Origin of the sequence: Amycolatopsis sp. NPDC051371 (assembly GCF_040682155.1) — a bacterium.
Taxonomy (GTDB): domain Bacteria; phylum Actinomycetota; class Actinomycetes; order Mycobacteriales; family Pseudonocardiaceae; genus Amycolatopsis.
This window is the reverse complement of record NZ_JBFBAG010000045.1, coordinates 17,616-44,108: the sequence shown is the minus strand read 5'-3', so window position 1 is coordinate 44,108 and position 26,493 is coordinate 17,616. Positions and strand designations below refer to the sequence as shown.

The 26,493-nt window shown below is 71.5% G+C and carries 26 protein-coding genes; 13 read left to right on the top strand and 13 right to left on the bottom strand.

The genetic code is table 11. From position 1 onward, the window contains the following. The first annotated feature begins 4 nt into the window (after positions 1 to 4). A complete protein-coding gene (locus AB0M59_RS40820) occupies positions 5 to 754 on the top strand; it encodes a hypothetical protein (protein ID WP_364626585.1) in 750 nt (249 codons plus the stop codon). On the opposite strand, the gene AB0M59_RS40815 is transcribed toward AB0M59_RS40820, so the two are convergent. The 4 genes from AB0M59_RS40815 to AB0M59_RS40800 all read right to left on the bottom strand — a co-directional run bounded on the left by AB0M59_RS40815 (position 717) and on the right by AB0M59_RS40800 (position 4,634). Beyond that, positions 717 to 2,024: a hypothetical protein gene (locus AB0M59_RS40815; protein WP_364626582.1), complete on the bottom strand. Its 1,308-nt coding sequence runs from the start codon at positions 2,022 to 2,024 to the stop codon at positions 717 to 719. The genes AB0M59_RS40820 and AB0M59_RS40815 overlap by 38 nt on opposite strands. Then, positions 2,021 to 2,410, bottom strand: coding sequence for a PTS mannose transporter subunit IIAB (locus AB0M59_RS40810; protein WP_364626579.1), 390 nt, complete (start codon positions 2,408 to 2,410; stop codon positions 2,021 to 2,023). The genes AB0M59_RS40815 and AB0M59_RS40810 overlap by 4 nt, the downstream gene beginning before the upstream one ends. A 112-nt stretch (positions 2,411 to 2,522) precedes the next feature. Further along, positions 2,523 to 4,139, bottom strand: a complete 1,617-nt coding sequence (locus AB0M59_RS40805) for a PTS system mannose/fructose/sorbose family transporter subunit IID (RefSeq protein ID WP_364626577.1) — start codon at positions 4,137 to 4,139, stop codon at positions 2,523 to 2,525. Between the two features lie 18 nt (positions 4,140 to 4,157). After that, positions 4,158 to 4,634, bottom strand: a complete 477-nt coding sequence (locus AB0M59_RS40800) for a PTS sugar transporter subunit IIB (protein ID WP_364626574.1) — start codon at positions 4,632 to 4,634, stop codon at positions 4,158 to 4,160. Between the two features lie 567 nt (positions 4,635 to 5,201). Between AB0M59_RS40800 and AB0M59_RS40795 the strand changes: the two genes are divergently transcribed. The 3 genes from AB0M59_RS40795 (at position 5,202) to AB0M59_RS40785 (ending at position 8,771) form a co-directional block, all read left to right on the top strand. Beyond that, positions 5,202 to 6,461: a ricin-type beta-trefoil lectin domain protein gene (locus tag AB0M59_RS40795; protein WP_364626571.1), complete on the top strand. Its 1,260-nt coding sequence runs from the start codon at positions 5,202 to 5,204 to the stop codon at positions 6,459 to 6,461. Between the two features lie 61 nt (positions 6,462 to 6,522). Next, a complete protein-coding gene (locus tag AB0M59_RS40790) occupies positions 6,523 to 7,467 on the top strand; it encodes an MBL fold metallo-hydrolase (RefSeq protein WP_364626569.1) in 945 nt (314 codons plus the stop codon). A 110-nt stretch (positions 7,468 to 7,577) separates the two neighbouring features. After that, a complete protein-coding gene (locus AB0M59_RS40785) occupies positions 7,578 to 8,771 on the top strand; it encodes a glycoside hydrolase family 64 protein (protein WP_364626567.1) in 1,194 nt (397 codons plus the stop codon). Here AB0M59_RS40785 and AB0M59_RS40780 read toward each other — a convergent pair. Then, positions 8,768 to 8,950: a hypothetical protein gene (locus tag AB0M59_RS40780; protein ID WP_364626564.1), complete on the bottom strand. Its 183-nt coding sequence runs from the start codon at positions 8,948 to 8,950 to the stop codon at positions 8,768 to 8,770. The two genes, AB0M59_RS40785 and AB0M59_RS40780, sit on opposite strands and share 4 nt — an antisense overlap. A 249-nt stretch (positions 8,951 to 9,199) precedes the next feature. On the opposite strand from AB0M59_RS40780, the gene AB0M59_RS40775 reads away from it, so the two are divergent. Beyond that, the gene (locus tag AB0M59_RS40775) at positions 9,200 to 10,006 is read left to right on the top strand and encodes a lipase (protein ID WP_364626562.1); all 807 of its coding nucleotides are present in this window, start codon (positions 9,200 to 9,202) and stop codon (positions 10,004 to 10,006) included. Here the strand turns inward: AB0M59_RS40775 and AB0M59_RS40770 are convergent. From AB0M59_RS40770 to folP, 4 genes are read right to left on the bottom strand one after another with little or no spacing between them, the layout of a single operon-like run. After that, positions 9,996 to 10,838 (bottom strand): ABC transporter permease, encoded by an 843-nt coding sequence (locus AB0M59_RS40770; protein ID WP_364626560.1) that lies wholly within the window; start codon positions 10,836 to 10,838, stop codon positions 9,996 to 9,998. The two genes, AB0M59_RS40775 and AB0M59_RS40770, sit on opposite strands and share 11 nt — an antisense overlap. Next, the gene (locus tag AB0M59_RS40765) at positions 10,835 to 11,746 is read right to left on the bottom strand and encodes an ABC transporter ATP-binding protein (protein ID WP_364626557.1); all 912 of its coding nucleotides are present in this window, start codon (positions 11,744 to 11,746) and stop codon (positions 10,835 to 10,837) included. Before AB0M59_RS40765 ends, AB0M59_RS40770 begins: the two co-directional genes overlap by 4 nt. Next, positions 11,743 to 12,870, bottom strand: coding sequence for a hypothetical protein (locus tag AB0M59_RS40760; protein ID WP_364626554.1), 1,128 nt, complete (start codon positions 12,868 to 12,870; stop codon positions 11,743 to 11,745). Before AB0M59_RS40760 ends, AB0M59_RS40765 begins: the two co-directional genes overlap by 4 nt. Positions 12,871 to 12,911: 41 nt before the next feature. After that, positions 12,912 to 13,799 (bottom strand): dihydropteroate synthase, encoded by an 888-nt coding sequence (folP, locus tag AB0M59_RS40755; RefSeq protein ID WP_364626551.1) that lies wholly within the window; start codon positions 13,797 to 13,799, stop codon positions 12,912 to 12,914. Positions 13,800 to 13,892: 93 nt separating this feature from the next. On the opposite strand from folP, the gene AB0M59_RS40750 reads away from it, so the two are divergent. Then, complete coding sequence (locus tag AB0M59_RS40750) at positions 13,893 to 14,549, top strand: rhomboid family intramembrane serine protease (protein WP_364626549.1); 657 nt, start codon at positions 13,893 to 13,895, stop codon at positions 14,547 to 14,549. On the opposite strand, the gene AB0M59_RS40745 is transcribed toward AB0M59_RS40750, so the two are convergent. Beyond that, a complete protein-coding gene (locus AB0M59_RS40745; RefSeq protein ID WP_364626546.1) occupies positions 14,546 to 15,325 on the bottom strand; it encodes an alpha/beta hydrolase in 780 nt (259 codons plus the stop codon). The two genes, AB0M59_RS40750 and AB0M59_RS40745, sit on opposite strands and share 4 nt — an antisense overlap. A gap of 95 nt (positions 15,326 to 15,420) precedes the next feature. On the opposite strand from AB0M59_RS40745, the gene AB0M59_RS40740 reads away from it, so the two are divergent. After that, positions 15,421 to 16,161, top strand: coding sequence for a trypsin-like serine protease (locus tag AB0M59_RS40740; RefSeq protein ID WP_364626543.1), 741 nt, complete (start codon positions 15,421 to 15,423; stop codon positions 16,159 to 16,161). A 63-nt stretch (positions 16,162 to 16,224) separates the two neighbouring features. On the opposite strand, the gene AB0M59_RS40735 is transcribed toward AB0M59_RS40740, so the two are convergent. Further along, positions 16,225 to 17,052: a DUF11 domain-containing protein gene (locus tag AB0M59_RS40735; RefSeq protein WP_364626541.1), complete on the bottom strand. Its 828-nt coding sequence runs from the start codon at positions 17,050 to 17,052 to the stop codon at positions 16,225 to 16,227. A 175-nt stretch (positions 17,053 to 17,227) separates the two neighbouring features. Beyond that, a complete protein-coding gene (locus tag AB0M59_RS40730) occupies positions 17,228 to 17,857 on the bottom strand; it encodes a helix-turn-helix domain-containing protein (RefSeq protein WP_364626538.1) in 630 nt (209 codons plus the stop codon). An 83-nt stretch (positions 17,858 to 17,940) separates the two neighbouring features. On the opposite strand from AB0M59_RS40730, the gene AB0M59_RS40725 reads away from it, so the two are divergent. From AB0M59_RS40725 to AB0M59_RS40705, 5 genes are all read left to right on the top strand, one after another. Beyond that, positions 17,941 to 19,638, top strand: coding sequence for a TIGR03086 family metal-binding protein (locus AB0M59_RS40725; protein ID WP_364626535.1), 1,698 nt, complete (start codon positions 17,941 to 17,943; stop codon positions 19,636 to 19,638). 469 nt (positions 19,639 to 20,107) lie between these two features. Next, complete coding sequence (locus AB0M59_RS40720; RefSeq protein ID WP_364626533.1) at positions 20,108 to 20,947, top strand: hypothetical protein; 840 nt, start codon at positions 20,108 to 20,110, stop codon at positions 20,945 to 20,947. A gap of 50 nt (positions 20,948 to 20,997) precedes the next feature. Then, complete coding sequence (locus AB0M59_RS40715) at positions 20,998 to 21,612, top strand: TetR/AcrR family transcriptional regulator (RefSeq protein WP_364626530.1); 615 nt, start codon at positions 20,998 to 21,000, stop codon at positions 21,610 to 21,612. Then, positions 21,609 to 22,778 carry a Glu/Leu/Phe/Val dehydrogenase dimerization domain-containing protein gene (locus tag AB0M59_RS40710; protein ID WP_364626527.1) on the top strand — a complete coding sequence of 390 codons (1,170 nt, stop codon included), beginning with the start codon at positions 21,609 to 21,611 and terminating at the stop codon, positions 22,776 to 22,778. The genes AB0M59_RS40715 and AB0M59_RS40710 overlap by 4 nt, the downstream gene beginning before the upstream one ends. A gap of 39 nt (positions 22,779 to 22,817) precedes the next feature. Then, a complete protein-coding gene (locus AB0M59_RS40705; RefSeq protein WP_364626525.1) occupies positions 22,818 to 23,846 on the top strand; it encodes an LLM class flavin-dependent oxidoreductase in 1,029 nt (342 codons plus the stop codon). Here AB0M59_RS40705 and kstD read toward each other — a convergent pair. Beyond that, positions 23,843 to 25,576 (bottom strand): 3-oxosteroid 1-dehydrogenase, encoded by a 1,734-nt coding sequence (gene kstD, locus AB0M59_RS40700; RefSeq protein ID WP_364626522.1) that lies wholly within the window; start codon positions 25,574 to 25,576, stop codon positions 23,843 to 23,845. The genes AB0M59_RS40705 and kstD overlap by 4 nt on opposite strands. A 205-nt stretch (positions 25,577 to 25,781) precedes the next feature. On the opposite strand from kstD, the gene AB0M59_RS40695 reads away from it, so the two are divergent. After that, the gene (locus AB0M59_RS40695; protein ID WP_364626520.1) at positions 25,782 to 26,492 is read left to right on the top strand and encodes an SDR family NAD(P)-dependent oxidoreductase; all 711 of its coding nucleotides are present in this window, start codon (positions 25,782 to 25,784) and stop codon (positions 26,490 to 26,492) included. Position 26,493 lies beyond the last annotated feature (1 nt).

Genomic DNA, 26,493 nt, shown 5'->3' with positions numbered 1-26,493 from the left:
CCGCATGGCACGCCGGACCAAGTTATTCGCACTCGCCGCCCTTCTCGGGTCGACGGCCGCGCTCGCGGCGTGGTCCACCCGCCGGCCCCGCACGAAGCCGAAACCGAAACCCAAGCCACGGCCGAAGCCGAAGCCGGTGCCGGAGGACGACCCGGGGTGGCGCGTGGAGAAGGCGTACCGCCGGCTGGTGTTCGCCGGCGTCCTCGCGGCTTCGGCGGCGGTCTCGGTTCTGGCCGCGTACCAGGAAGACCGGCTCGGGGAGACGATCGTCCTCGTGGCCGGGTTCGGCGTGCTCGGCGGAATCCTGTGGGCGGTCGCCTGGTGGCGTGGCGCCTGGCTGCCGTACAGGGACTTCGGCCAGCTCACGTTCACGATGCTGGGCTTGCTCGTCCTGGCCTTCTCCGGCCCGGGCCTGGTGACCGGGCTGGTGCTGACCCATCGCGGCGCGCAGGTCCTGATCGAGGTGGCGCCGGCGCGCCCCGGCCACGCCGCTCCGCTCGTCCTGCCGGGCGGATCGACGCCGCTGCGCGGTGATCTGCGCAGCACGGCCGAAACCGTCGAGGGCGAACGGTTCACCGTGCTGTACGACCGCGGCGGGTTCGTCCGCCCGATGCTGCCCGAAGACGTGGACCCTTCGCTCAGCACGCTGTTCGTGCTGGCGGGCGTCGCCGTTCTGGGCGTCACCGTGCTCGGCTTCGGGTTCCCCCTCGAGTGGCCTAGATGGGGCCCGCCTGATGAGCCCGGAGAAGCTTGAGGCAGTGCTCGACCAGCTTGTCCCCGGCGTCGGGCCCGAACAGCGTCACGTACGACTCGTAAACCCCGCCGCGGTGCCCGTCCGCGTCCGGGAGGTACCCCAGATACCCGTCGGTGTAGCCGATCACCCGCGTGTGCCGGAACGGGCTTCCCCGCCGGATCCGCAGCCCCAGTGAAGCGAACAGCTCGAACGGCGTGTGCAGCCACGCGATCTCCCCCAGCGTCACCACGCTGACCGGAACCTCGGCGCAGCCCGTCGGCCGGTCGGTGGCCGCCATCGCCGCGAGCATCGCGCAGCCCTCGTACCGCGTCTGCGCGATCCGGACCGCCGGGTGGTCTTCGCCGTGGCAGGCCAGCTCGCGCTGCCACTCGCGCTCGGCCGACTGTCGCAGCTCCAGGCTGTGCTCGAGGGTCGGAACTTCGCGGTAGGGCAGGTGCAGCGCCGATCTCGACAACCGGACCGGGCCGGTTTCCGCCGTCGCGGAGGTGGCCGCCAACGTCCGCGCGATCGACGTCGCGAGGTGGCCGCCGAGGGTGCGGACCTCGTCGTGGTCGCGGCCGCGCCGGACGAACCGGGAGCTCGCGTCGCCCGCCGCGCCCTGCAGGAACGCTGCCACCGGCTGGCCGATCAGGGTCGCCAGCTCGCGCCGCGTCGCGCCCGGCCAGTCCGCCGACCACCGGAGGTTGTCCGGCCCGAGCACGGTCGGGTGGCTGGCGTAGTCGAACAGCAGCGCGGCCGGCGAACCGTCGTCGCGGCGCAGTTCGAGCACGCCGAACGACGTGTCGTGCGGCCCGTCCGGCCGGTAGCGGTTGCCGCCGACGGCCTCCGTCGACCCCGCGTGCCAGCGGGCCCGGACGCGGCCGCGGCACGCGCGCAGCCGCAGCGCCGCGCCGGTGACCGTCTCCGCCATGCGGCCGACCAGCCCGGCGTCGCGCCGCCCCGGCAGCCCGGGGTGCAGCGGGCCGGTCCAGCCCTCGGGCCCGGAATGCGTGTGCGACGCGCAGACGAGCACCCGTTCCGGGTCGATGCCCACCGCGGCCGCGACGGCGTCCGCCAGGGTGCGGGTGAGGCCGGCGTCGACCGCGAGCGCGTCGAGCGCCACCCACAGCACCCCGGGATCGTCCTCGGTGGACAGCCAGATCAGCGACGCCTCGAGGTCGTCGTGCGTGCCGGTCGCGACGCCGTGCCGGGCGAGGTAGCCGCCGAGCGGGTGCCCGGGTCCGGGCGTGATCCGGACGTCTTGCGCGGCGAGCAGGAGCGCGGCGGTCACCAGGTCGATTCCAGGACGTCGACGACACCGTCGCGGCCGGCGGCGCGGGCCACCCCGGCGAGCTCGGTGACGTCGCCGGTCGTGTGCAGCAGCACCTCGAGCAGCATCGGCAGGTTGAGCCCGGACACCAGCTGGATGCGCGGGTGCGCGGCGGTGAGCGTGCGGACGGCGTTGAACGGCGAGCCGCCGTGCAGGTCGGCCAGCACGAGCACGCCGTCGGCGGCGCCGGCCAGGGCGAGCACCCGCGCGCCGAACTCCTCCGGGCTGTCGCGCGAACTCAGCTCGCAGACCTTCAGGCGCGCCTGCGGGCCGAGGATCATCTCGGCGGCTTCCCCCACGCCGGAGGGCAGGCGCCCGTGCCCGGCGAGGATGATCGGGACGGTCATAACGGAACTCCTACTGTGCTGTTCGTTACCAATCCGACCACAGTCACGGCCGGATGGCTTTCGTGGCAACGGCCCGTACCGCTCGACGGCCGGCCTACTTTTGGTCGCATTGCTAACTCTTCGCCGGGGCCGACGGCGCGAACCAGCCGAGCCACCCCAGGGCTACTCCGGCGACGACGACGATGGCGATGACCCAGACCGGCCGCAGGCGGGCCTTGGCCGTCAGCAGGTATACCCCGGCGGTGACGAGCACCGGCAGCAGGAACGGGACCAGCTCGTCGAGCCGGTCCTGGATCGCCACGGCCTGCGTCACCGGCTGCCCCTGGACCGTCGTGGTCTGGCGGTAGGTCAGCGTGGTGACGACCTTGACGATCGACGGGATGAACCCGCCGAGCACGACGAACCCGAGCACGGTCGCTCCCTGCGCGACGCGGGCGAGCGCGCCGGCGGCGAGGTGCCCGGCCAGCCGTTTCCCTTCGCGGTAGGCGAACCCGAACTGCCAGCGCCGCACCAGCGCGTACGGCACGAGCACCATCACCGCGGCGAAAGCGGGTCCGAGCCAGTTGCCCTGCAGCGCCCATGACGCGCCCATGGTGAAGATGATGCTGTTGTACAGCGTGAAGACGACGGTGTCGCCGATGCCGGCCATCGGCCCCATCAGCGCGACCTTCGTGCTCGCGGCCGACTTCGGCGTGCCCGCCTCTTCCAGCGCGACGCTCGAGCCGAGGATCAGCGGGCCGCCGATGAGCACCGAGGTGTTGAAGAACTGGAGGTGCCGCTGCAGGCCGGCGACGTAGTCGGCCTTCTCCGGGTAGAGCCGGCGCAGCACCGGTTCCATCGAGTACGCGAACCCGAGCGCCTGCATCCGCTCGTAGTTCCAGGAGATCTGGCTCGACCAGAAGTACCGGCGGAACACGCGGCGCAGGTCCCGTTTCGTCAGCCGACCATCCACAGTGGATTCTTCGGGCTCTCCGGCGGGGCCTTCCGGGACCACGACCGCCGGCTCGTCGCGCTTCAGCGTCACGAACAGCATCGCGACCGCGACGCCGATCAGCGCGATGCCGAGCAGCGGCACGTGGAGGTAGGCGAACGCGACGAACCCGATCAGCAGCAGGTACCAGTACCGCGACAGCTCCATCATGCCGAGCAGCAGCGCGAACCCGACGGCGGGCAGCAGCGACCCGGCGAGCGTCATGCCCTGCACGAACCCGGCCGGGATGCTCGCGGTGATGTCCTTGACCAGCCCGCCGGACACGGCGAGCGCGGCGAGGAACGTCGGGATCGCGCGCACCGCCACCCACGGCACCAGGCTGACCCAGTGGATCACCGCGAGGCCGCGCGCGTTGCCGTCGGCGGCGTAGCCGTCGGCCCGGTGGACCAGCGCGGTGGTGATGATCTTGCCGACCGGGTCGAGCGCCGACAGCAGGATCGCGGCCGGCAGCCCGACGCCGAGCCCGATCGCGACCTGCGCGGACGTCCCGCCGGCGGCCCCCGCGGCCAGCGCGGTGCCCACGATCGCGCCGGTCTGGTAGTCCGGGATGGTCGCGCCGCCGTAGGTGTAGACACCGAGCGCGGCCAGTTCCAGCGTCGCGCCGATCAGCAGGCCGAGCAGCGGGTGCCCGACGATCAGCCCGGCGACCGAGCCGGCGATCAGCGGGCGCTGGGCGTAGATGAGGAACGGGCCGAGCCCGTCGTAGGTGCAGTAGATCGCCCACAGAGTCAGGGCCAACGCGACGAGCATGCGGGGCTAAAGCCCTTTCCGGTCGAGCAACGGGACGAATTCGGCGGGCTTGTCGTGCGGCATCAGCTGCGTGACCAGCGGGACGCCCGCGGCGGCGAGCTTGCGGTAGGCGTCGGCCTCGTCCGCGGTGACCGCGATCGAGCGCGTGACCATGGTGTAGGCGGCGCCGGGCCGCGGCGCGACGTTGCCGACGTTGACGACGTCGGGTTGCAGCCCGCCTTCGACCAGGCGGAAGGCGTCCTCGGGGTGCTTGGCGAGGATCATGACGTCCGCGCCGGTGCTCGTTTCGAGCGTCCCGGCGACGGTGCGGACCTCGGTGGGCAGCCCCCGGGCGGCCTGCGGGAGCAGCGCCCGCTGCAGGTCGTCGGCGGCGACGTCGTCGTTGCAGACGACCAGCCGGCGCACGCCGAGCCGCCGGGTCCACGCGACGGTGACCTGCCCGTGGATCAGCCGGTTGTCGATCCGGACGTGTGCCCCCGCCATGTGTCTCCTCCCGGCCGGCAGCACCCATCCTGGTTCGTACCAGTAGTTGTGTCAACGCTGTCCGTGACCGGCGGTCCTGACGACGGCTTCGCGCGGCCGACGGAAGGACCCCTCAGACCTTCCGTCGGCCCGCGAGCGCGAAGCCCCCTGGTTTTCCCGGACCCTCCCATAAAGGTATATACCAGTATGGACGTCCGAGATCGACTGTCAAGACCCGTACCGCTCAGCGGGCCGGAAAGATCATTTACCGGTCGGCCGACAGAAATGCCCAGGTGGGCGCGCCGGGGGCGGTGGAACCCAGGTCGAGCGGGTCGCGAAGCCGTGAACGACTCGTTCACCGCGTCCGACGACAGCAAAGAGTCGTTCATGTCGTTTGCCGTCACCGGCAGCCGGACGAACCCGGACCCGCCGGCAAGCTCCCCACCTCCGGCCGGCCTCGGCTGTCTCCCGTGAGCGATTCACCCCAGGCTGTCCGTTCTTGTCAGTGACAGCCCGCTCACCCGCTGCCTATCATCCTCAGTGGTCTAGACCGCACCCCTGTCGCACCGGGAAAGGCGGAACTCCCCCATGACCAAGAGAACCTGGCGCCTCGCCGCGCTCAGCACCGCCCTCGTCTTCGCCACCGCGCTGCTGCCTTCGGCCGCCGCCGCGGGTGATGGCACCGAACAGCTGCCCGACCACCTGCGGAAGCAGACCGTCGCCGCCCAGCCGATGTCCACCGTCTGCGACGGCGACGGCACCAGCGGCAAGCGCGTCCAAGCCCTCTACGTCCGCGGCAGCACCCAAGCCGACCGGTACTCGCAGTTCGTCGGCCAGTTCCAGACCTTCGCGAGCCAGATCGACGACGGCTTCGTCGAGGCCGCGAGCCGGCTCGGCGGCGGCGTGCGCCACGTCCGGTACGTCACCGACTCCAGTTGCCGGGCCACCGTGAACAACGTGACGATCGCCCAAGGCGACATGGCGACCGTCGACACGATCACCAACGCCATCAAGGCCCAGGGCTTCAACCGCGCCGACCGCAAGTACATCGTCTGGTACGACAAGGACGGCTGCGGCCTCGCGTTCGGCAACGGCGGCAACGACAGCCCCGGCTCGGGCAACCCCTACAACGCCGGCCCGCACTACGCCACGGTCGGCACCGGCTGCTGGTCCTGGCAGGCCACCGGGCACGAGCTCCTCCACACCCTCGGCGCCGTCCAGGGCAGCGCGCCGCACTCGAGCGCGTTCGGTCACTGCTGGGACGACGAGGACATCATGTGCTACGACGACGGCGGCCTCCCGAACCCGCCGGGCACCCTCGTGAAGGTCTGCCCGGGCGCGCCGGAGAACCAGTTCGACTGCCTCGGCGACGACTACTTCACCACCAACCCGGCGCCCGGCAGCTACCTGGCGACCCACTGGAACGTCGCGACCAGCGCGTACCTCATCGCGAGCGGCACGCCCTACCCGGCGGGCACCATCACCGGGCTCGGCGGCAAGTGCGTCGACGTCAGCGCGTCGAACACCGGCAACGGCACCGCCGTGCAGCTCTGGACCTGCAACACCACCCCCGCCCAGCGCTGGACCAGGCAAAACGGCACGATCCGCGCCCTCGGCAAGTGCCTGGACGTCGCCAACAGCGGCACCGCGGACGGCACGCTCGTCCAGCTGTGGGACTGCAACGCCACCGGCGCGCAGACGTGGCAGGCGCGCTCCGACGGCACGCTGCTGAACCCGCAGTCGGGCAAGTGCCTCGACGCGACCGGCAGCTCGTCGGCCGACGGCACCCGCCTGCAGATCCGGACCTGCGCGGCGACGGCGAACCAGCGCTGGGTGCTCGCCGGGTGAGAGGGGCGCAACCTGCTCGCGCCCGCGTCGTTAACCGGTTCGTCAGTCCAGGGGAGGAACCATGCCGGCCGTCACATCGAACATCGTCCCGCTCCGGCACGCGCGCCCGGGCGTGGTCGCGTACGTGAAGAGCCCGGCGGAGTGGTTCGTCTCGAACAGCGGCTGGATCCAGGGCAGCGAAGGCGTCGTGCTGGTCGACACGTGCGGCACCGAGCAGGCGACGCTGGAGCTGATGCGCGACGTCCGGAAGTACGCGGGCGAGCAGGAGCTGACCGTCGTCGTCACGCACGCGCACGGCGAGCACCACAACGGCGTCGGGGTCGCGCTGCGCGAGGGCGGGACGGCACTGGCCGCCCCCGGCAGCGTCGACCTGGTCAAGGCCGGGCCGCAGACCTACGGCAACGTCTTCACCTACACCCAGTGGGGCGTGCTCGAGCCGCCGGAGCCGGACGCCGTCCGGCCGGTGATCGGCTGGCGGCGCCTCGACCTCGGCGACGCGGTCGCCGACGTCGTGGCGGTGCCCGGTGTCGCGCACACCGCGGGCGACCTGGTGGTGCACGAGCCGCGCTCGGGCACGCTGTTCACCGGCGACCTCGTGTTCATCGGCGATACGCCGCTGGCGGTGCACGGCTCGATCCCGGGCTGGCTCGAGGCGCTCGACTGGCTGCAGGACACGTTCCGTCCGCGGACCGTCGTCCCGGGGCACGGCCCAGTGGCGACCCCGGGCCACAGCGCGCTGCACTCGATGCGCGTCTACCTCGAGTGGCTGCTCGAGGTGACGGAGCGTCAGACGGACTTCACGAGGCTGGCGAACCAGGCGTCGATGCGCTGGCCGACGTGGCGCAACCCCGAGCGCCACATCGGCAACCTCATGCGCGCGTACGCCGACCAGCACGGCCGGAAGCTGGACGTCGACCTGGCGATCGACGCCGTCCTCGCGGCGGCGGGCGGCCGGATCGACCTCGACTGCCTGCTGGGCGGGGAGCCGGTCCGCCGGATCTCCTGAGCACTGCTCCGCACGGTGGCTAATAACTATCAGCCTTTGACAACCGTTCACCGAGACGCTTGCAATGGTCTGGACAACTTGCGATCACCGGCCTCGACGAGGAGACGCCCGTGCGCACCAGACCGTTCTTCCGGCGCCTGACGACCCTGGCCGCGGCGGCCGCCGTCGCCGCCGGGCTCGTCACCGCCCTCGCCCCGGCCGCCGACGCCGTGCCGGCCACGATCCCGTTGAAGATCACCAACAACTCCGGCCGGGCGGACCGGATCTACGTCTACGACCTGGGCACGTACCTGGCGACCGGACAGCAGGGCTGGGCCGACGCGAACGGCGCGTTCCACGCCTGGCCCGGCGGCGCGGTGCCGCCGATCCCGGCGCCCGACGCGTCGATCGCCGGGCCCGCGAACGGCCAGTCGATCACCATCCGGATCCCGAAGTTCTCCGGCCGGATCTACTTCTCCTACGGGCAGAAGCTCGTGTTCAAGCTCGCCACCGGCGGGCTGGTGCAGCCTGCGGTCCAGAACCCGTCGGACCCGAACGTGAACATCCTCTTCAACTGGTCGGAGTACACGCTCAACGACGGCGGACTCTGGCTCAACAGCACCCAGGTCGACATGTTCTCCGCGCCGTACGCGGTCGGCGTGCAGCCCGCCGGCGGCACCACGAAGAACACCGGGCACCTGAAAGCGGGCGGTTACAACGGTTTCTTCACCGCGCTGCGCGGCCAGCCGGGCGGCTGGGCCAACCTGATCCGGACGCGCTCCGACGGCACTGTCCTGCGCGCGCTCGCGCCGAGCCACGGTATCGAAGCCGGTGCGCTGCCCGCGAACGTGCTGCAGGACTACATCAACCGCGTCTGGACGAAGTACAGCTCGTCGACGCTGACCGTGACGCCCGTCGCGGACCAGCCGAACGTGAAGTACTACGGCCGGGTTTCCGGCACCGTCATGAACTTCACCAACACCTCCGGCGGGTTCGTGACGGCGTTCCAGAAACCCGACTCCGACAGCGTTTTCGGCTGCTACAAGAACCTCGACGCACCGAACGACGTCCGCGGCCAGATCTCGCGCACGCTCTGCGCGGGCTTCAACCGCTCGACGCTGCTGACGAACGCGAACCAGCCGGACACGAGCTCGGCGGGATTCTACCTGGACGCCGTCACGAACCACTACGCGCGCAAGATCCACGCGCAGATGGCGGACGGCAAGGCGTACGCGTTCGCCTTCGACGACGTGGGCCACTTCGAGTCCCTGGTCAACGACGGCAACCCGGCGACGGCGTACCTGACGCTCGACCCGTTCAACTAGAGCCGCACGACTTGCGGTACCACCGGCGTATCCCCGAGCCACGTGCAGGCGGGTACGCCGGTGGTGCTTTCCGGCACCGGCACCGCCTTGCCCACCTTGACGAAGACCTCCGGCTGCCCGCAGGCGGCGAGGTCCAGTACCAGCAGCGGTATGACGAGCAGTATTTTCCGGATCCGCATGTCAGCTCACCCCGGTTTTGTCTCCACACTCCCAACTCCGCACACGGCCGCCGCGGCGCGCCGGTTCAGCGCGAACGGGTGACATCGCGGCGGTCCGCGAACCGTAACTCGCGTGATTCGGGCCGGAACTCGCGTGATCAGAGCCGGAACTCGCGAGTTACGGCCCCAGTCACGCGAGTTACGGCCCCAGTCACGCGAGTTACGGCTTCCATCACGCCGCCGTTGCGGGAGCCGGGGCATGATGGATTCGTGCGGATCACGGCTTGGTGGCGCGGAATCAGTCCGCGACGGCGGCTGCTCATGGGCGGCGTCGCCGTCGTGGTGGTGGCCGTGCTCGTCGCGGCCGTCCTCGCCGCCACCGGCACCAGCGCCGCGCCGCAGGCCGGGACGCCCGACCAGGGCAAGCCCGGGCCCGTCCTGCTCGTCCCCGGCTACGGCGGCGGCCAAGGCGCCCTGAACGAGCTCGCCACCCGCATCCGGCAGGCCACCGGCCGCGGCACCGAGGTCCTCACCCTGGCCGGCGACGGCACCGGTGACCTGGTCGAACAGGCCGGCGTCCTGGCCGAAGCCGTCGAGAACGCCTACGCGCGCGGAGCACCTTCGGTGGACGTCATCGGCTACTCCGCGGGCGGTGTCGTGGCCCGGCTGTGGGTCAGCCGCGACGGCGGTGACCACCAGGCCCGCCGGGTGATCACGCTCGGCGCGCCGATGCACGGCACCGGCCTCGCCGCGGCCGGCGGCGCGCTCGTCCCGGGCGGCTGCCCCACCGCGTGCGTGCAGCTGGCCCCCGGCAGCACCCTGATGCAGGAGCTGGCGAAGGAACCCATCCCGGCGACCCTGCCGTGGCTTTCGGTGTGGACCGAACGCGACGAGACGGTCACCCCGCCCGACTCCGCCCGGCTCGACGGCGCCGTCAACGTCGCCCTCCAGCAGGTCTGCCCCGGAAACCAGGCCGGCCACGGCGACCTCCCCACCGACCCCGTCGTCACCGAGCTCGTCCTGCAGGCCCTCGGCACGAACCCGCTGGAAGCCCCTACCGAGTGCCTCAGCTCGTGACGTCCTTGGTCGCGAAGTTCGCCCACGCGGCCCCGAAGAACACGACGATGTAGCCCGCCTGCAGCAGCAGTCCGTGATCGATGTTGCGCCACAGCACGGGATCCCGGAAGAAGTCGATCCAGGACAGCCAGTAGTGCGTCGGCAGGTACGGCTTCACGGACGCGGCCGCGTCCAGGGTCTCCAGCACCGAGCTGGTGATCAGCACGGCCAGCCCGCCCAGCGCGGCCCCCAGCGCCGAGTCGCTCACCGTCGACAGGAACACCGTGATCGCGGCGAACCCCAGCATCGACACGACGATGTAGGACACCGCGCCCAGCAGCCGCAGGCCCAGCCCGGACGAGCTGAGCGACTGCCCCGACAACGACGTCACGCCGGTCGGCTGCCCGCCCGGCCCGGCGACCCCCGGCGTCCCGCCGGTGCCGAACAGGATCACGCCGAGCACGAGCGACGTCAGCACGACGATCACGATCGCCGCGGTCACGTACACCGCGAGCGCGAGCATCTTGGCGCCGAGGAGCCGCGTCCGGCCGACCGGGCGCACCAGCAGGTACCGCAGGGTGCCGGTGGACGCCTCGCCCGCGATCGAGTCGCCCGCGGTGACGGCGACCGCGATCGGCAGGAACAGCGGCAGCACGAGCGCGAGCGCGGCCGCCGGGAACAGCGCGCCGTCACTCACCACCGCCGAGAGGAACGCCCCGCCCTGCCCCGGCGGCGGCGCGAAGTCGGCCGTCGCCAGGAAGACGCCGACGATCGCGGGCAGCAGGCAGAGCAGCAGCACGCTGACCCACACCCGCGGCCGCAGCGCGAGCTTCCGCAGCTCGACGCCGATCATCCGGCGACTCCGAACCGGTCCGACCCGGGACCCGTCACGTCGAGGACGACCTGTTCGAGGGTCCGCTGCTCGGCGTGGATCGACGTCACGCGCACCCCCGCTTCGACGAGCATCGCGTTCAGCGCCGCCGGGTCGGCGTGCCGGATGACCAGGCGGTCGCCGTCGCGGGATTCGAGCTGCCCGTCGAGGACCGCGACCGCGGCGGCGGCGTCCGGCGTGCCGACGAGAATCCGGCCGGTGGCCGCCCGCAGCGTCGCCAAGTCGTCTTCCAGCACGAGCCGGCCCCGGTCGACGACGCCGACGCGCGTGCAGAGCTGTTCGACCTCGGCCAGCAGGTGGCTGGACAGGAACACCGTGGTGCCGCCCGCGTTCAGCTCGACGAGCAGCTCCCGGATCTCCTTGATGCCCTGCGGGTCGAGGCCGTTGGTCGGCTCGTCGAGGATCAGCAGCCGGGGCTTGCGCAGTAGCGCGCCGGCGAGCCCGAGGCGTTGCCGCATGCCGAGCGAGTACGCCTTCACCGGCCGCTGGTCCACCGCGCCGATCCCGACCTGCTCCAGCGCGTCGTCGATCCGGCGCCGCCGCGTGCGCCGCCCGCCGCCGCGCCCGGCGGCGTCGAGCAGCGAGAGGTTGCGGCGCCCGGAGAGGTGCGGGTACGCGGCCGGGCCCTCGACGAGCGCGCCGACCTGCGGCAGCACGTCGGCGACGCGCTTCGGGACGGGCTCGCCGAGCACCTCGATCTCCCCGCTGGTGGCGTAGACCAGGCCGAGCAGCATCCGGACCAGGGTGGTCTTGCCCGAACCGTTCGGGCCGAGGAAGCCGTACCGGTCGCCCTCACGAACCCGCAGGTCGACGGCGTCGACGGCCAGGGTGCTGCCGTACCGCTTGGTCAGCGCGCGCGTGACGATCATCGGCCGCCCCGGCGCAGCGTGGACAGCTCTTCCGCGACGGTCTTCAGCACGTCCGGCGTCACCGTGCCGGCCAGTAGGTAGGACCGGCGGAACGAGGAGGCGCGGACGATCGCGAGCGACAACGGCGTGATCGACAGCTGCACCACGGTGCCCGCCGCCAGCTTGGTCTGCACGGCACCGGCCTTCCCGGCGGCGTCGCTCGCCGCGTTCCCGACGGCGCGCGGCACGGCGATGACCGCGAAGGCCGCCAGCCCGGTGCCGTAGAGCGCGGCGCCTTCCACGCCACCGAACTTCGACGACGCCACCGGACGCCCGGCGAGCGTCGACGGCAGCGGCACCTGGCCCAGCGCGCCGAGCGCGTTCGAGACGTCCGGGGCACTCGCCACGGTGAACCCCGACCCGGGCACCGGCCGCGGCGCTTCGACGACCGGCGTCGTCTGCTCGAGCTGCTGGAACTCGGTGACCAGGATCGGGGCCTGCTGCCCGCGGGCGGTGACCTCGACGCGCACGGCCACGCCGGTCACCGGGTCCGCCCAGACGTCGACGCGCCCGATCGTCGTGGCCGGATCGGCGGGCACGAGCCGCAGCCCGGACGCGGCGACGCCGGCGACGTTGCGGCCCGGCAGCGCGCTCACCGGGTCGCCCTTCGCCGCCTGGAGGATCCGCCGCGCGAGCTCGGGCGGCAGCAGGTCCCCGGCCCGCGGGAGCCGGACGGCCGGTTCGCCGATCAGCTCGGTGAGCGTGTTGTCGCCGTAGTCCCAGGTGTATTCGCCGTCGGGCAGCCGGTAGACGTCGTGCTCGCCGGCGGTGCCGAGGATGTCGACGCGGTAGCGGTCGGGCCCGGCGTACCACGCGCGCATCGGCGTCCGCATCGAGAAGAGCGCGGTGACGGGGGCGAGGTTCGGCAGCTCCGGCAACGCGAGCGAGCCGGCGCTTTCGGCGTACCCCTGGTACGGCCGCCCGGCGGATCCCAGCACGAGCTCACGCAGCCGGCCGGGGTCGGCCCGCTCCCCCGCCGGGGCGAGCGCGGCGACGACCGACGGCACGGACACGAGCACCGCGGCCACGGCGGCGACGACCGCCCACCGGCGCCGCTTCGCGGGCCGCACCACCGAGGGCGTCATCCGGCATCACCTCTTCGTCCTTTGTACGCCGCCGGGGGGCGCTACTCGTGTGAGGTGACGAAGGGTGCGACGCCCGCGACCGCCTCCACGGCCTCCCGCGTCTCCCGGACGTTGTGCGCCCGGAAGACCGCCGCACCGGCGTGCGCCGCGATCGCCGTCGCGGCCAGGGTGCCCGCGAGGCGGTCGTGGGCTTCGACGTCCAGGGTCTCGCCGATCAGGTCCTTGTTCGACAGCGCGACGAGCACCGGCCAGCCCGTCGCCACCAGGCGGTCGAAGTGCCGGAGCAGCGAAAGCCCGTGCCGGGTGCTCTTGCCGAAGTCGAACGTCGGGTCCACGAGCACGCCGCCGCGCGGCACTCCGGCGGCGACCGTCCGCTCGGCCGCCGCGGTCAGCTCGTCGACCACGTCCGCGACGACGTCGTCGTAGCGCGGCCAGAACGGCCGGTCCGGGGTCGGCGCCGGGTACGGGTCGGTGCGCAGCGGCATGCCCCCGACGTGGGAGCAGACGTAGCCCGTGCCGAACTCGGCGGCGACCTCGACCAGCTTCGGGTCGGCGCCGGCCCAGGTGTCGTTGAGCAGGTCGGCGCCCGCTTCGCAGACCCGGCGCCCGACCTCGTGGCGCCAGGTGTCGACGCTGATCACCAGCCCGGGGTGGCGCTCCCGCACCTCGGCGACGAACGGCACGACCCGGGCGATCTCCTCGTCGACGCCGACTTCGGGCCCCTCGCCCGCCTTGACCCCGCCGATGTCCACGATGTCAGCGCCCGCGTCGACCGCGCGGTCGACGGCGTCCCGCGCCGCGTTCCCGGCGAACGTCGCGCCCTTGTCGTAGAAGGAGTCGGGCGTGCGGTTGACGATGGCCATGACCAGCGCGCGGTCGGCGGGCATGCGACGGCCGCGGAAGACCGTCTCCGGCCGGGGTGACGTCATGGCCTCGACTCTGCCAGGTCACGGCTCGGTCCGGAACGCCGCGTCCGCCCCCGTCGTCCGGTTATCCTCGGCGCAACCGAGCAGGGGGAGAGCATGAGCACGACCAGCGAGGGCGGGGCGCGCAGCGACGCCGAGATGATGATCGCCGAGGCCAAGAAGGCCCTGTGGGTGATGGTCGGGCTGCTGGCCCTGCTGTGGGTGGTCCAGCTCGTGAACGCCCCCACCGGCTACGACCTGAGCCAGGAGTTCGGCATCGAAGCGCGTGATCCCGCGTCGCTGCCGGAGATCTTCACGGCACCGTTCCTGCACGGCAGCTGGGGCCACATCGAGGGCAACTCGGGGCCGCTGTTCGTGTTCGGCTTCCTCGCCGCCTACCGCGGGGTGAAGAAGTGGCTCGGCGTGAGCGTGCTGATCATCGTCGCCAGCGGGCTCGGCGTCTGGTTCATCTCGGCGTCGCACTCGGTGACGGTCGGCGCCAGCGGCCTGGTCTTCGGCTACTTCGGCTACATCATCGTGCGCGGGCTGTTCGACCGGCACCTGATCGACATCGTGCTCGGGCTGGTGATGGCGCTGTGCTTCGCCTACCAGTTCGCGTCCCTGCTGCCGACCGAAGAGGGCGTCAGCTGGCAGGGTCACATGTTCGGGTTCGTCGGCGGCATCGTCGGCGGCTGGCTGTTCCGCGACAAGCGCCCCAAGGCGGTCGCCGCCCCCGACGCGACGACCACCCTGCTGCCCAAGAACCTCACCTAGGCCCCGCTGAAGTCGAACACCGCTCCCACGAACTGGTCCGGGTCGAAGTCCATCGCCTGGTGGGCCTGGCCGCGCATCGGCACGACATCGGCGCCCGGAATGCGCTCGGCCACGGCGTCGGCGGCGAGCCGCAGGTACTCCGGGCTCTCCGTGCCGGCGAACAACCGGACCGGGATCGCGATCTCGCCCAGGCGTTCGTCGAACACCATCCGCTGGACGACCTCCAGCTCCCGCGGGATGGTGTGGGCGGCGGCCACCCGGGCGGGCCAGACGGGCGTCCGCCGCATCGCCTCGACGTCCGCCGGGGGCAGCCGGAGCGCCTCGCGCAGGAAGATCTCCAGGATTTCCTCGGGCTTTTCCGCTGCTCGCATACGTTTGCGCGCCTCCGGCCCGACGACGTGTCCGCCCGGTTTCGGCCGGGGCGGCTCGTAGGCCACGAGCCGCGTGACGGCGTCGGTCTTCCGGACGGCTTCCAGGGCGCACAAGGCGCCGTAGGAGTGCGCGAGCAGGTAGACGCCGCCTCCGGCGGCCTCCGCCACGGCGGCGATGTCCTCGCCCTCGCGCCGGATGTCGTACTCGGTGGCCTCGTCGCGGCTCAAGCCCCGGCCGCGACGGTCGACGAGGTGCAGGCGGAAGCGTTCGGCCAGCCGCTCACGCACCGCCGTCCAGCGCGTGTGGTCCGCGCCGGTGTCGTGGACGAGGACCATCGGCGGGCCGTCGCCCAGCGTCTCGAACCCGACTACCGTGCCGTCGGGCGACCTGACCGAACTCGACATGGCCTCGACTTCAGCGACGTCGCAGCCGCTGTGAAGTCGCTGTGCATCCGGTCCGTGGCACTGCCGATCCGGCTCCGGTGTGGTGATCTGGGACGGTGGCGATCAAGTTCCTGAGGTCCGCGCTCGCGGCCGCGGCGGCCGTGCTGGTGCTCGGCGCCGGCCTGGTCGCCGGCACGGACACGACCGCCGACGACGCCTACGCCGCGGGCGCCCCGGTCACTTCTCCGCCCACTTCTTCGGTTTCGGCGAAAACCATTTCCCCGGTCGGCGCGTTGTTCGCGAACGGGAGCCATTTCTGCACGGCGAGCGTCGTGCATTCCGCCGCCGGGGACCTGGTGCTGACCGCCGCGCACTGTGTCCGAACCGGAATGTCCTTCGCCCCCGGCTATCACGACGGCGTCGCCCCCGTGGGAATGTGGACGGTCACCGGAGTCGCCGTCGCGGACGGCTGGACGTCATCCGCCGACCCGGATCTGGATTTCGCGTTCCTGACCGTTCAGCAACCGGGGAACACCGCTTCCCTGGAAAGCCTGACCGGCGCGAATGTGCTCGGCACCGACCGCGGGTTCGACCACACGATCACCCTGACGGGTTACCCCGCCACCACCGATTCCCCGGTTGTGTGCACCGGAACCACGACGCGGTCCGACACCTACCAACAGCGTGTCGCGTGCCCCGGTTTCCCGGACGGCACCAGCGGCGGCCCGTGGGTCACCGGCGGCGCGGTGATCGGGGTCATCGGCGGCTACGAGCTCGGCGGCGACACCCCGGACGTCTCCTACAGCGCGTACTTCGACGACGACATCGCGAAGCTGTACGCCTCGGTCGCCGGCTGAAAACGCGAACCGGGCCCGCGTCCCTGGCGGAGGACACGAGCCCGGTTCACCCCTCGCGAACCCTCAGCAGGTCACGACGAGCCCGGTGAGCGCCGAGCACGTCTTCGACGCGCTGTTGTTGGCACCATTGGGGTCCGCCGGCGAGCTGGCCGTGCGCACCGCCGTGGTGGTGTACGAGCCGAGCGCCAGCAGGCCGCCGTTGACCGAGAACTTCGCCGTCGCCGAAGCACCGGACGCCAGCGAAGCGACGTCACAGTTCAACGCCCGGGTGCTGCCCACGCGGGTGCAGCCGGTGGCGCTGCCGAACGACAAGCCGGACGCATAGGTTGCCACGACACGGATCCCCGTCGCGGCCGACGGGCCGGTGTTCGTCACGGTCAGCGTGTAGTCGATGCGTGCGTTCAACCCGCCGTGGCCGGACGCGGCGAGCGCGACCTTGACGTCGGCGACGGTGTTCGGGTTGCCGATCGTGATCACCGGGCCGTCGTACGTGTCGAAGGCGTAGTTGTCGCCGACGAACTGGTGCTGCAGCGTGAACTGGCCGGGCGCCGCGGTGTCCTTGACGCGCAAGGTCCACACCGTGGTCTTCGTGCCGCCCGCCTCTAGGTCGCCGAACGCGGCGCGGTAGCTGCTGCCGAGCTGGAAGCAGCCGACCTCCGTCGTGTTGGTGCAGGAAACGATGTCGGCGATGTCGGTGATCGGCGTGGGCGTGCCGTAAATGGCCGCCTTGGCGAAAGTAACCGTGAAATCGCGGTCGTTGTGAACGGTTTCCGAGATGGTGAACGTCTGTCCCGGGAGCACCGTGGTGGTGCTGACTTCGACAGAACTACTGGGCAGCTCCGCCTGTGCGGCGGGTGCCATCGCGATGAAAGCCGTGGCCAGTGCGGCCACCGAGGACAGGATCGTGGTCCGTCGCCAGCTTCTTTGCATAGTCGTGGTCTCGCTGTTCGGTCCGGGGAATGCCGCTCTGACAGATACTGCGTGGTATTCGTGGACACCCGACGCTGATCAGTCGTCGCACTCCCGGAATTCGTTACCGCCATCCGGACGCGCCGCGGCACGGCCGTCAGGACGGACGCCAGCGGCCGTTCATCTCACCCGGGCGCGGCGGCGGACCGGGCAGAGCCGGCCCATTTCCCGCTTCGAGCCCCTTGATGAGCATCGCCAGGTACCGACGGCGGAGCTCGGCCGTGCGATCCGGGTCGTCCACGCGGATCGCCGAACAGCACTCGAGGATCATGCCGAGGTCCTCGGTGACGGCGTCTTCGCGGAGCCGTCCGGTGCCGCGCGCCCGCGCGAAGAGCCCCGCCGACAGCTCGTTCGCCCGGCGCGCGTCGGCACCCATCTCCTCGGTCGGGGTGAACGTGCCCGCGAGGTGGACGGTCAACGAGTGGACGTCGGCGTCGACCACCCGGCCGAGGAAGCCGGTGAGCGCCGTCCAGCCGTCCGGCTCCTCGTCGGCGGCCTCGGCCTCGGCGATGTAGGTGCGGAGGCCGTCGTGGCAGAGCCGGCAGAGCAGCAGCTCCTTGCTGGCGTAGCGCCGGTAGAGGGCACTGATGCCGACGCCGGCGCGCTCGGCGACCTGGGAGATCGGCGCCTTCGGGTCCGCGAGGAAGACGTGGCGGGCGGCATCGAGGATGACGAGGTTGTTGCGAGCGGCCTGGCCGCCGCGGCCGGGCAGGGCTGTCTCGGGCATGCCCCGAGATTAACACTGGAACGGATCATTCCGCTCTGGTACAGTTCGGAACGAAGCATTCCGTTCCAGTCCGAGGAGTAGTCATGACGGTCCCCGCCCTTCGCCCGTTCCGCGCCGAGATCGCCCAGTCCGCGCTGGAGGACCTGCAGGCCCGTCTGCGCCGGGCGCTCTGGCCGGACGACCTGCCCGCCGAGTACGGCGTCACGAACGAGCGGGTCCGCGCGCTGACCGAGCACTGGCTGGAGAAGTTCGACTGGCGGGCGTTCGAGGCGCGGCTCAACGCGTACCCGCAGTTCGTCACGGAGATCGACGGCGAGCGGATCCACTTCCTGCACGTCCGGTCGTCCCGCGCGGACGCGACGCCGCTGGTGCTGACGCACGGCTGGCCGGGCTCGATCGTCGAGTACCTCGACGTCATCGGCCCGCTGACCGAGCCGGAGCCGGCCGAGGCGCCGGCTTTCCACCTGGTGATCCCGTCGCTGCCGGGCTTCGGGTTCTCGGGCCCGACGCGGTCGGCGGGCTGGGGCACGCACCGCACGGCGGCGGCGTGGGCGGAGCTGATGAGCCGGCTGGGCTACGAGTCGTACGGCGCGGCGGGCAACGACGCGGGGTCGATGATCTCGCCGGAGATCGGGCGGCTCGCGCCGGAAAAGGTCGTCGGCGTGCACGTCACGCAGCTGTTCTCGTTCCCGTCCGGCGATCCGGCGGAGATGGCGGACCTGAGCGAGGCCGACCAGGCCGGGCTCGCGCACCTGCAGTGGTTCTACGAGAACATGTTCTCCTTCAACACGCTGCACAGCCAGCAGCCGCACACCCTCGCCTTCGCGCTGGCCGACTCCCCGCTGGCGCTGCTGGCGTGGAACGCCCAGCTGTTCGGCGAGCACCTCGACGCGGACTTCGTCATCGCGAACGTGGCGCTGTACTGGCTGACCGGCACGGGCGGCTCGTCGATCCGCTTCTACTACGAGGACGCGCACACGCCTTCGCACCCTTCGGCACCGACCACAGTCCCCACTGGGCTGGCGATGTTCGCGGGCGACTTCCAGTCGATCCGCCGCTTCGCCGAGCGCGACCACGCGAACATCGTCAGCTGGAACGCTTACGACGCGCGCTCGGGCAGCGGCGGCCCCCGCGACGCGGCCGGTCACTACTCGGCGCACGAGGCCCCGGAGACCCTGGTCGCGGACATCCGCACGTTCTTCGCGGGCCTGTCTTCGCCCTGGCCGCTGCTGGCTTCGGCTCACGAGGCGCTGCGCTCGGCGGTGGCGGGAGTGACGGACTGGTCCGCCCCGACGCCGTGCTCGGAATGGAACGTGACGCAGGTGCTCCAGCACGCGGGCGGCGACCAGCAGGGCTACGCGGCGTCCATCACGGGCGAGCCGGGCCCGGACTTCAACCCGTTCGCCCCGTCGGGCTCACTGGAGGACGTGCCGGGGTTCCTGGAGCCCAAGCTGGCCGCGGCAGCAGCGGCGTTCGCCACGGTGTCCCCGGACGCTTCAGCCGTGCCGACGCCCCTGCCGCAGGGTGCCCTCCCTGCCGCGGTGGCGGTAGGAGCGGCCGCGTTGGACGCGGCGGTGCACGCGTGGGACATCGCGATCGCGACGGGCCAGGAATCCCCGCTGACGCAGGAGATGGCGGCGGCGCTGCTCCCGGTGGCGAAGGAACTGGCGGAGCCACTGCGCGGATTCGCGTACGCACCGGCCCTGGCCGGCCCCGCCGACGACGACGCGGCCTCGGAGCTGCTGCGCTACCTGGGCCGCGATCCGAAGTGGACGGCTTGAGGGGTTGTTTATCGTGCTGGGCCGAGAAACCGCAGCGGCGGTTCCTCGGCCCAGTCGTTTCCAGACTCCGCTCCAGCCCGCGCAGGCCGCACCCGACCCCGCGATTCGAGCGACCGATCGCCGATCGGATCACGGAGCCACAGGCCCGTCCGACGCACCTCAACTCTTTTCAGGAGGCACCGCGCCACCAATCTTCCCCGCGGCCACACGCAGTTCGTGGGCTACTCAACGGCGATCGACCCGTTGCCACCTCAGCCGATTCCTCCCCACCGTCATGACTCCCGGCCTATCGCCGGCGCCGCTCCACCACGCGACTCGAACCACCGCACACCCGACCACGCAATCCCGCCGCGGTCGCTCCATCACTCCCCCAGCCCAAGCCGATCCCCGCCCCATCGACCACACCGGACTCCGCGAGGCCCGCGAAAACCCGTTGCGGCCCAACGATTCCCGGACCTACCCTGACCGCATGACGAACCGACCGTTCCGGTGGGACCTGGTGCGTCCCGACCAGGTCGGGACGCTCCTCGACCACGCCAAAAAGCCGCACCTCTGGTTCCTCGACGACCTCGCTACCTGCACCGCCAAGGTTCTCGCCCGCTGCGGCGACGGCGAACTCCACTTCGTCGGCCGCTCGCTGGACAGCATGCACGACCTCCTCGGCGGCGCCCTCGAACAGACGTCGTGGCAGGAGCGCGTGCACCAGCTGCCCCTCTCCCTCAAGCCACGAGACGGATTCGGCCGGCGGGACGTGCGGCTGCTGCGCGAAAACCTCGCCGCCACCGGGATCACGCCGCACGCGCTCGCCCGCGGGACGCGGCCGACCGTCTTCGTCGACCTCGTCTTCGAAGGCGACACCTTCACCGAGCTGTACGTCCAGCTGCGCGATTGGATCGACGAAGATCGCGAAGCGTGGCACGTCATCCGGCGCAAGCTGCGGTTCCTCGGCGTCACCCTCCGCCAGCCGATCCGCCCGGACGCCTGGCGCTGGCAGGAGGACGTCGCCTGGACGCGCGAACTGCCCGCCGCCGCGGTGCGCAACGTCTCGCTCGCGCGAGACGTCTGGTTCTACTTCGGGAACGACCAGCCGAAGCTGACCCCGTCGTTCCCGCGGCAGCGCTGGACCGACGAGACCGTCCGGAGCCCCGACCACGGCAAGGCGACGCGCCGTGCGCTGGCCGAAGCCTTCGCGCTCGTCGACGCCGGCCGCTCCACGGAGGTACGCGACAGGCTCGTCCGGACGATCTCCGCCGAGCCCGCGATCGCCGGGCCGTGGCTACGAGGGCTCGTCACCGAGCTGCGCTGCTGACCGACGTTCGGGTCCTCCCCCGGGAGCAACCCGCTGGGTACGGTGACCGCATGACGCGCAAGGCGGTGGCAGTCCGGCGGGAGGAGATCGTGCTCGCCGCGCTCGATCAGGTCCGGGTCCGCGGCATCGCCGGTGTGCGGGCCGCCGATGTCGCGAAGGCCCTCGACGTCAGCACCGCCTTGATCTTCTACCACTTCGGCACCCTCGAAGCCCTCATCATCGAGGCCTTCCGCCAGGCGGCCGAGCGCAACCTCGCCGTCCTGCGCGGGGAGCTGACCCGCGGCGGCCCGGCCGGCGCCCGGCTCCGCGCCGTGCTGGCTCTCTACGGGCCGACCGAGCCCGCCGCCGGCTGGCCCCTGTGGATCGAAGCCGGCGCCGCCGCGATGCGCGACGCCGAACTGCGGGACGTCCTCCAGCGCCTCGACCTGCGGTGGCGGGACGCCGTCATCTCGCTCATCACCGAGGGCGTCGCCGCCCGCGAGTTCCGGTGCTCCGACCCGCACGGTGCGGCGTGGCGGCTGACCGCCCTGCTCGACGGGCTCGCCGTGCAGTTCGTCGCGCGCGAGGGCACCGTCACCGCCGACGACTGCGCCCGGTGGGTCGGCCAGGCGCTGGCCCACGAGCTCGGCGTGACCGAACCGGCGCCGGCCGCGGAGGGGCGATGACCGAGCCGGCGTTGCTCGAAGTGGCGTGGACCGACCCGGTCACCGGGTGCCGGGGCTACCTGGTGATCGACCGGCTGGTCCGCGGCGTGGCCAGCGGCGGCTTGCGGATGCGCCGCGGCTGCACGCTCTTCGAGGTCCGCGGCCTGGCGCGCGGCATGACGCTCAAAGAGGGCCTCAACTACGACCCCGACGACCGGTACATCCCGCTCGGCGGCGCCAAGGGCGGCATCGACTTCGACCCGTACGACGAGCGCGCCCGCGACGTCGTCGCCCGCTACCTGCACGCCATGCGCCCGCTGATCGAGCGCTACTGGACCATGGGCGAGGACCTCGGCCTGCGCCAGGACGTCATCGACGGCATCATCGCGGAGATCGGCCTGCTCAGCTCGGTCCAAGCGGTCTACCCACTGCTCGAAGACCGCGACGCGGCGACCGAACGGCTCGCGGACGCCTTCCGCATCGAGGTCGGCGGCCTCGGGCTCGACGAGCTGGTCGGCGGCCTCGGCGTCGCCCAGGCCACGCTCACCGGGCTCGAAATACTCGGGCTCGGCGGCCCGAACCGCGCGGTCGTCCAGGGGTTCGGCTCGATGGGCGGCGCGACCGCGCGGTTCCTCGCCGAAGCCGGCCTCCAGGTGGTCGGCGTCTCGGACGTGCGCGGAGTCGTCACCAACCCGGACGGTCTCGACGTCGAGAACCTCCTGCGTCACCGCGACCGCTTCGGCGGCATCGACCGCGACAACCTCAAACCGGGCGACGAGCTCCTTCCGCCCGAAGCCTGGCTCGAGGTGCCGGCAGAGGTTCTGGTGCCGGCCGCGATCTCGTACTGCGTCGACAGCGACAACCAGGCCAAGATCGGCGCGAAGCTCATCGTCGAGGCCGCGAACATGCCGGTGACGGCCGACGCCGAGGAGCTGCTCGCCGCCCGGGGCATCCGGGTACTGCCGGACTTCGTGGCGAACTCGGCGACCAACTCCTGGTGGTGGTGGACGCTCTTCGGCGACGTCGGCGCAGACGCCGAAGAGGCCTTCGGCAAGGTGCGGACGCGCATGCGCGACCTGGTGACGGGCATGTTCGAGCGAGCCACCCTCGACGGGCTCAGTCTCCGCACCGCCGCCCTTCAGCTGTCGGAGAAGAACCTCGAGGCCATCCAAACCCGCTTCGGCTGACGCGGGAACGAATCCGACGTCAAGGTAGTTGAACGCTCTATGAAACTCGGCATCTACAGCTTCGGCGACCGCGCACCGGACCCGAGCACCGGCGACCAGCCGTCCGTCGCGCAGACGCTGGCCAACACCCTCGAGCGCATCAAGCTCGCCGACGAGCTGGGCCTCGGCTTCTACGGCCTCGGCGAGCACCACCTCGACCAGTACGCCATCTCCAACCCGGGCACGGTCCTGGCCGCGGCGGCGAGCGTCACCAGCCAGATCACCCTGAGCTCCGCCGTGACCGTCCTGAGCACCGAAGACCCGGTCCGCGTCTACCAGCAGTTCACCACCCTCGACCAGCTCAGCCACGGCCGCGCCGAGCTGCTCGCCGGGCGCGGGTCGTTCACCGAGTCCTTCCCGCTGTTCGGCAACGACCTCGGCGACTACGACGAACTCTTCGAAGAAAAGCTCGCCCTGCTCCTCCGCATCGACCGCGAAGACCCGCTGACCTGGTCCGGCAAGTTCCGCCCGCCCCTCGACAACGCGCGGATCCTGCCCCGCCCCTACGGCGACCGCCTGCGCATCTCGATCGGCACCGGTGGCAACCCCGAGTCGTCGATCCGGGCCGGGCTGCTGGGCCTGCCCGTCGTGTACGCCGTGATCGGCGGCCGCCCGGAACGCTTCGCCCCGCTCGTCGACCTCTACCGCCAAGCCGGCGAGGCGGGCGAGCACCGGAAGGAAGACCTTCACGTCACCATGAGCGCCATCGGCTTCATCGCCGATACCTCCCAAGAAGCCAAGGAGACGTTCTACCCGTACTGGCTCGAGACGATGAAGTACGGCGCGAAAGCCCGCGGCTGGGCGGTCCCGACCCGCACCGAGTACGACCAGTACACCCACAACGCGCAAGCTCTGTTCGTCGGCAGCCCGCAGGAGATCGCCGAACGGCTGATCACCGTCGGGAAGCTCACCGGCGCCGACCGCTACGCGCTGCAGATGGACTGGTCCGGCGTGCCGCACAAGAACGTCATGCGCGCGATCGAGCTGCTCGGCACCGAAGTCCTTCCGTTGGTGCAGAAGGAGTTCTAGACGTCGTTGCCGGCGATGAACCCGAACGTCATCGCCGGGCCGATGGTCGAGCCGGCGCCGGCGTAGCTGTGCCCCATCACCGCCGCGCTCGCGTTGCCGGCGGCGTACAGCCCCGGGATCACCGAGCCGTCCGCGCGGAGCACGCGCGCCCGGGCGTCCGTGCGCATGCCGCCTTTCGTGCCGAGGTCACCGGGCACGATCTTGAACGCGTAGAACGGCGGTGCCCACAGCGGCGCGAGACAGGAGTTGGGCAGCACGAACGGGTCCGTGTAGTAGTGGTCGTAGGCGCTGGCGCCACGCCGGAAGTCACCGTCCACTCCGGACCACGCGAAGCCGTTGAACCGGTCCACTGTGGACTTCAACGCGGCGGACGGGACGCCGATCGCCGAGCCGAGGGCCTGGATGCTCGACGCCTTGAAGACCGCGCCCGCGGCGTACCAGGAGTCCGGCAGCGGCAGCAGCGGCAGGGTGTCGCGGAACAGGTACTTGTTGCGGTAGTTCTGGTCGACGACGAGCCACGCGGGGATGTCCGGCGCGGTCGGGTTCTTGTCGTACATCGTGTGCACGACATCGCTGTAGGGCGCGGCCTCGTTGACGAACCGCTTCCCGGCCTGGTTGACGATCAGCCCGCCGGGCAGCGTCCGCTCGGCCAGGCAGAAGTACGGATCACCGGGGATCGGGATGGCCGGGCCCCACCACGCGTCCTCCATCAGGTCGAGAGCGGCGCCCGCGCGCTGCCCGGCGCGGTGGCCGTCGCCGGTGTTCTCCTTGGCGCCGACCGTCCACTCGGTACCGATCGGCTGGCGCTGGTACTGCGCGCGCATCGCGGCGTTGTGCTCGAACCCGCCGGAGCCGACGATCACGCCACGCCGGGCGCGCACCAGCCCGCCCGGCACGAGAACTCCGGTGACCGCACCGTTTTCGACGTTCAGGTCGAGCAACGGCGTGTTCAGCAGCACCGGGACGTTCGCTCCGAGGAGGCCCGCCCGCAGGCCGGCGGCGAGCGACTGTCCCATGGTGAGCGGCTTCTGCCCGGCCAGCGCGGCGGCCGTGCCGCGGGCGAGGCAGGTGGCGGCGACGGCCGCGCCCTTCGGGTTGACCGCGGCCAGGTTCAGCCACTTGTAGTCGGCGCTGAAGACGACCAGCCCGGGCGGCGTCGCGAGGTACGCCGGGTTCAGGTTCGCGAGCTCGGCGCCGAGCAGGTTGCCGTCGAACTGGTCCGGCTCGATCGAGCGGCCGTTCGGCAGCCCGCCGGGCAGCTCCGGGTAGTAGTCGCTGTAGCCCTCCATCCACCGGAACCGCAGCGGGCTGTTCGCCAGGACGAACGCGATCATCTCGGGGCCGTTGCGCAGGAACGCCTGCTGCCGCGCGGCCGGGACGTCGGGCCCGACGACGGCCGCGAGGTACTGCGCGGCCTTCGCCGGCGTGTCCGGCACGCCGGCGGCGAGCAGCACTGGGTTGTTCGGGATCCAGATGCCCGCGCCGGACCGCGCCGCGGAGCCGCCGAACGTGGGCGCCTTCTCGAGGACGACGACACTCAGCCCCCGCTTCGCCGCCGTCAGCGCCGCCGTCATCCCGGCCGCGCCGGAGCCGACCACGACGACGTCGTACTCCCCCACGAGGGGCGCGGCGCCGGCGGCCGGTGCCGTCGCGAGCCCGGACGTCACGGCGAGGCCCACGCCCGCCGCGGTGCCGCGCAGGATCTGGCGGCGGGTCAGGTCGGCATCCATGGCGCACTCCTCGCTCGCGGAACGGCGAAGGTCATGGTGTCGGTCCACATCAGAAACTGAAACATGTTCTACACGCTTGGAGCAGCCTGGTAGGCCAGTGGTCCCAACCCATGACGACATTCGCCGCACATCGGGATTAAGTTGACCGCACCCTCATCTTCTGGATAACTTGAGAACAGTCTCAACTTACCTCGAGGAGGATCCTTTGCCGAAAGTCATCGCCGTCCTGGGAGTCGGCCCCGGTCTCGGGTTGTCGATCGCCCGCCGATTCGGCCGCGAAGGCTTCACGACGGCGCTGGTCTCGCGCACCGACACCCGGCACGCGAGCTACCGGGAGACCCTGAGCGGGACCCCCACGCACACCTACGCGGCCGACGTGACCCACCCCGCCCGGCTGGAAGCGGTTCTAGCGCGCATCACGGCCGAAGCCGGCGAGATCGACACGGTGTACTTCGGCCCGGCGGACGCTTCGGGTCCGGGCATCACGCCGCTCACGTCGGCCGGCGCGGACACCGTGCGCGCGGCGTTCGACGCGATCGTCTCCCCGGCGGTCCGGCTCGTCGAGGCGGTGCTGCCGGGCATGCTGGAGCGCGGCTCGGGTTCGCTGCTCTTCGCCGGCGGCCTGAGCGGCAAGTACCCGATGCCGATGCTCGGCAGCCTGGCACCGGCGTCGGCGGCGTTGCGCATGTACGTCCTGACGCTCAACGCGGCCCTGCGCGAAACCGGTGTCTACGCGGGAGCGCTGACGATCGGCGGCCTCATCGAGCGCGGCGACATCCACCGCGAGTTCACCAAGCAGGACCACGGTTTCGCGGCGGGCACCCTCGACCCGGACGACATCGCCGACAAGGCGTGGTCGCTGTACGCCGGGCGCGAAGAGGCGGAAGCGGAGTTCAACGCCATGGCGGCGGTCTAGC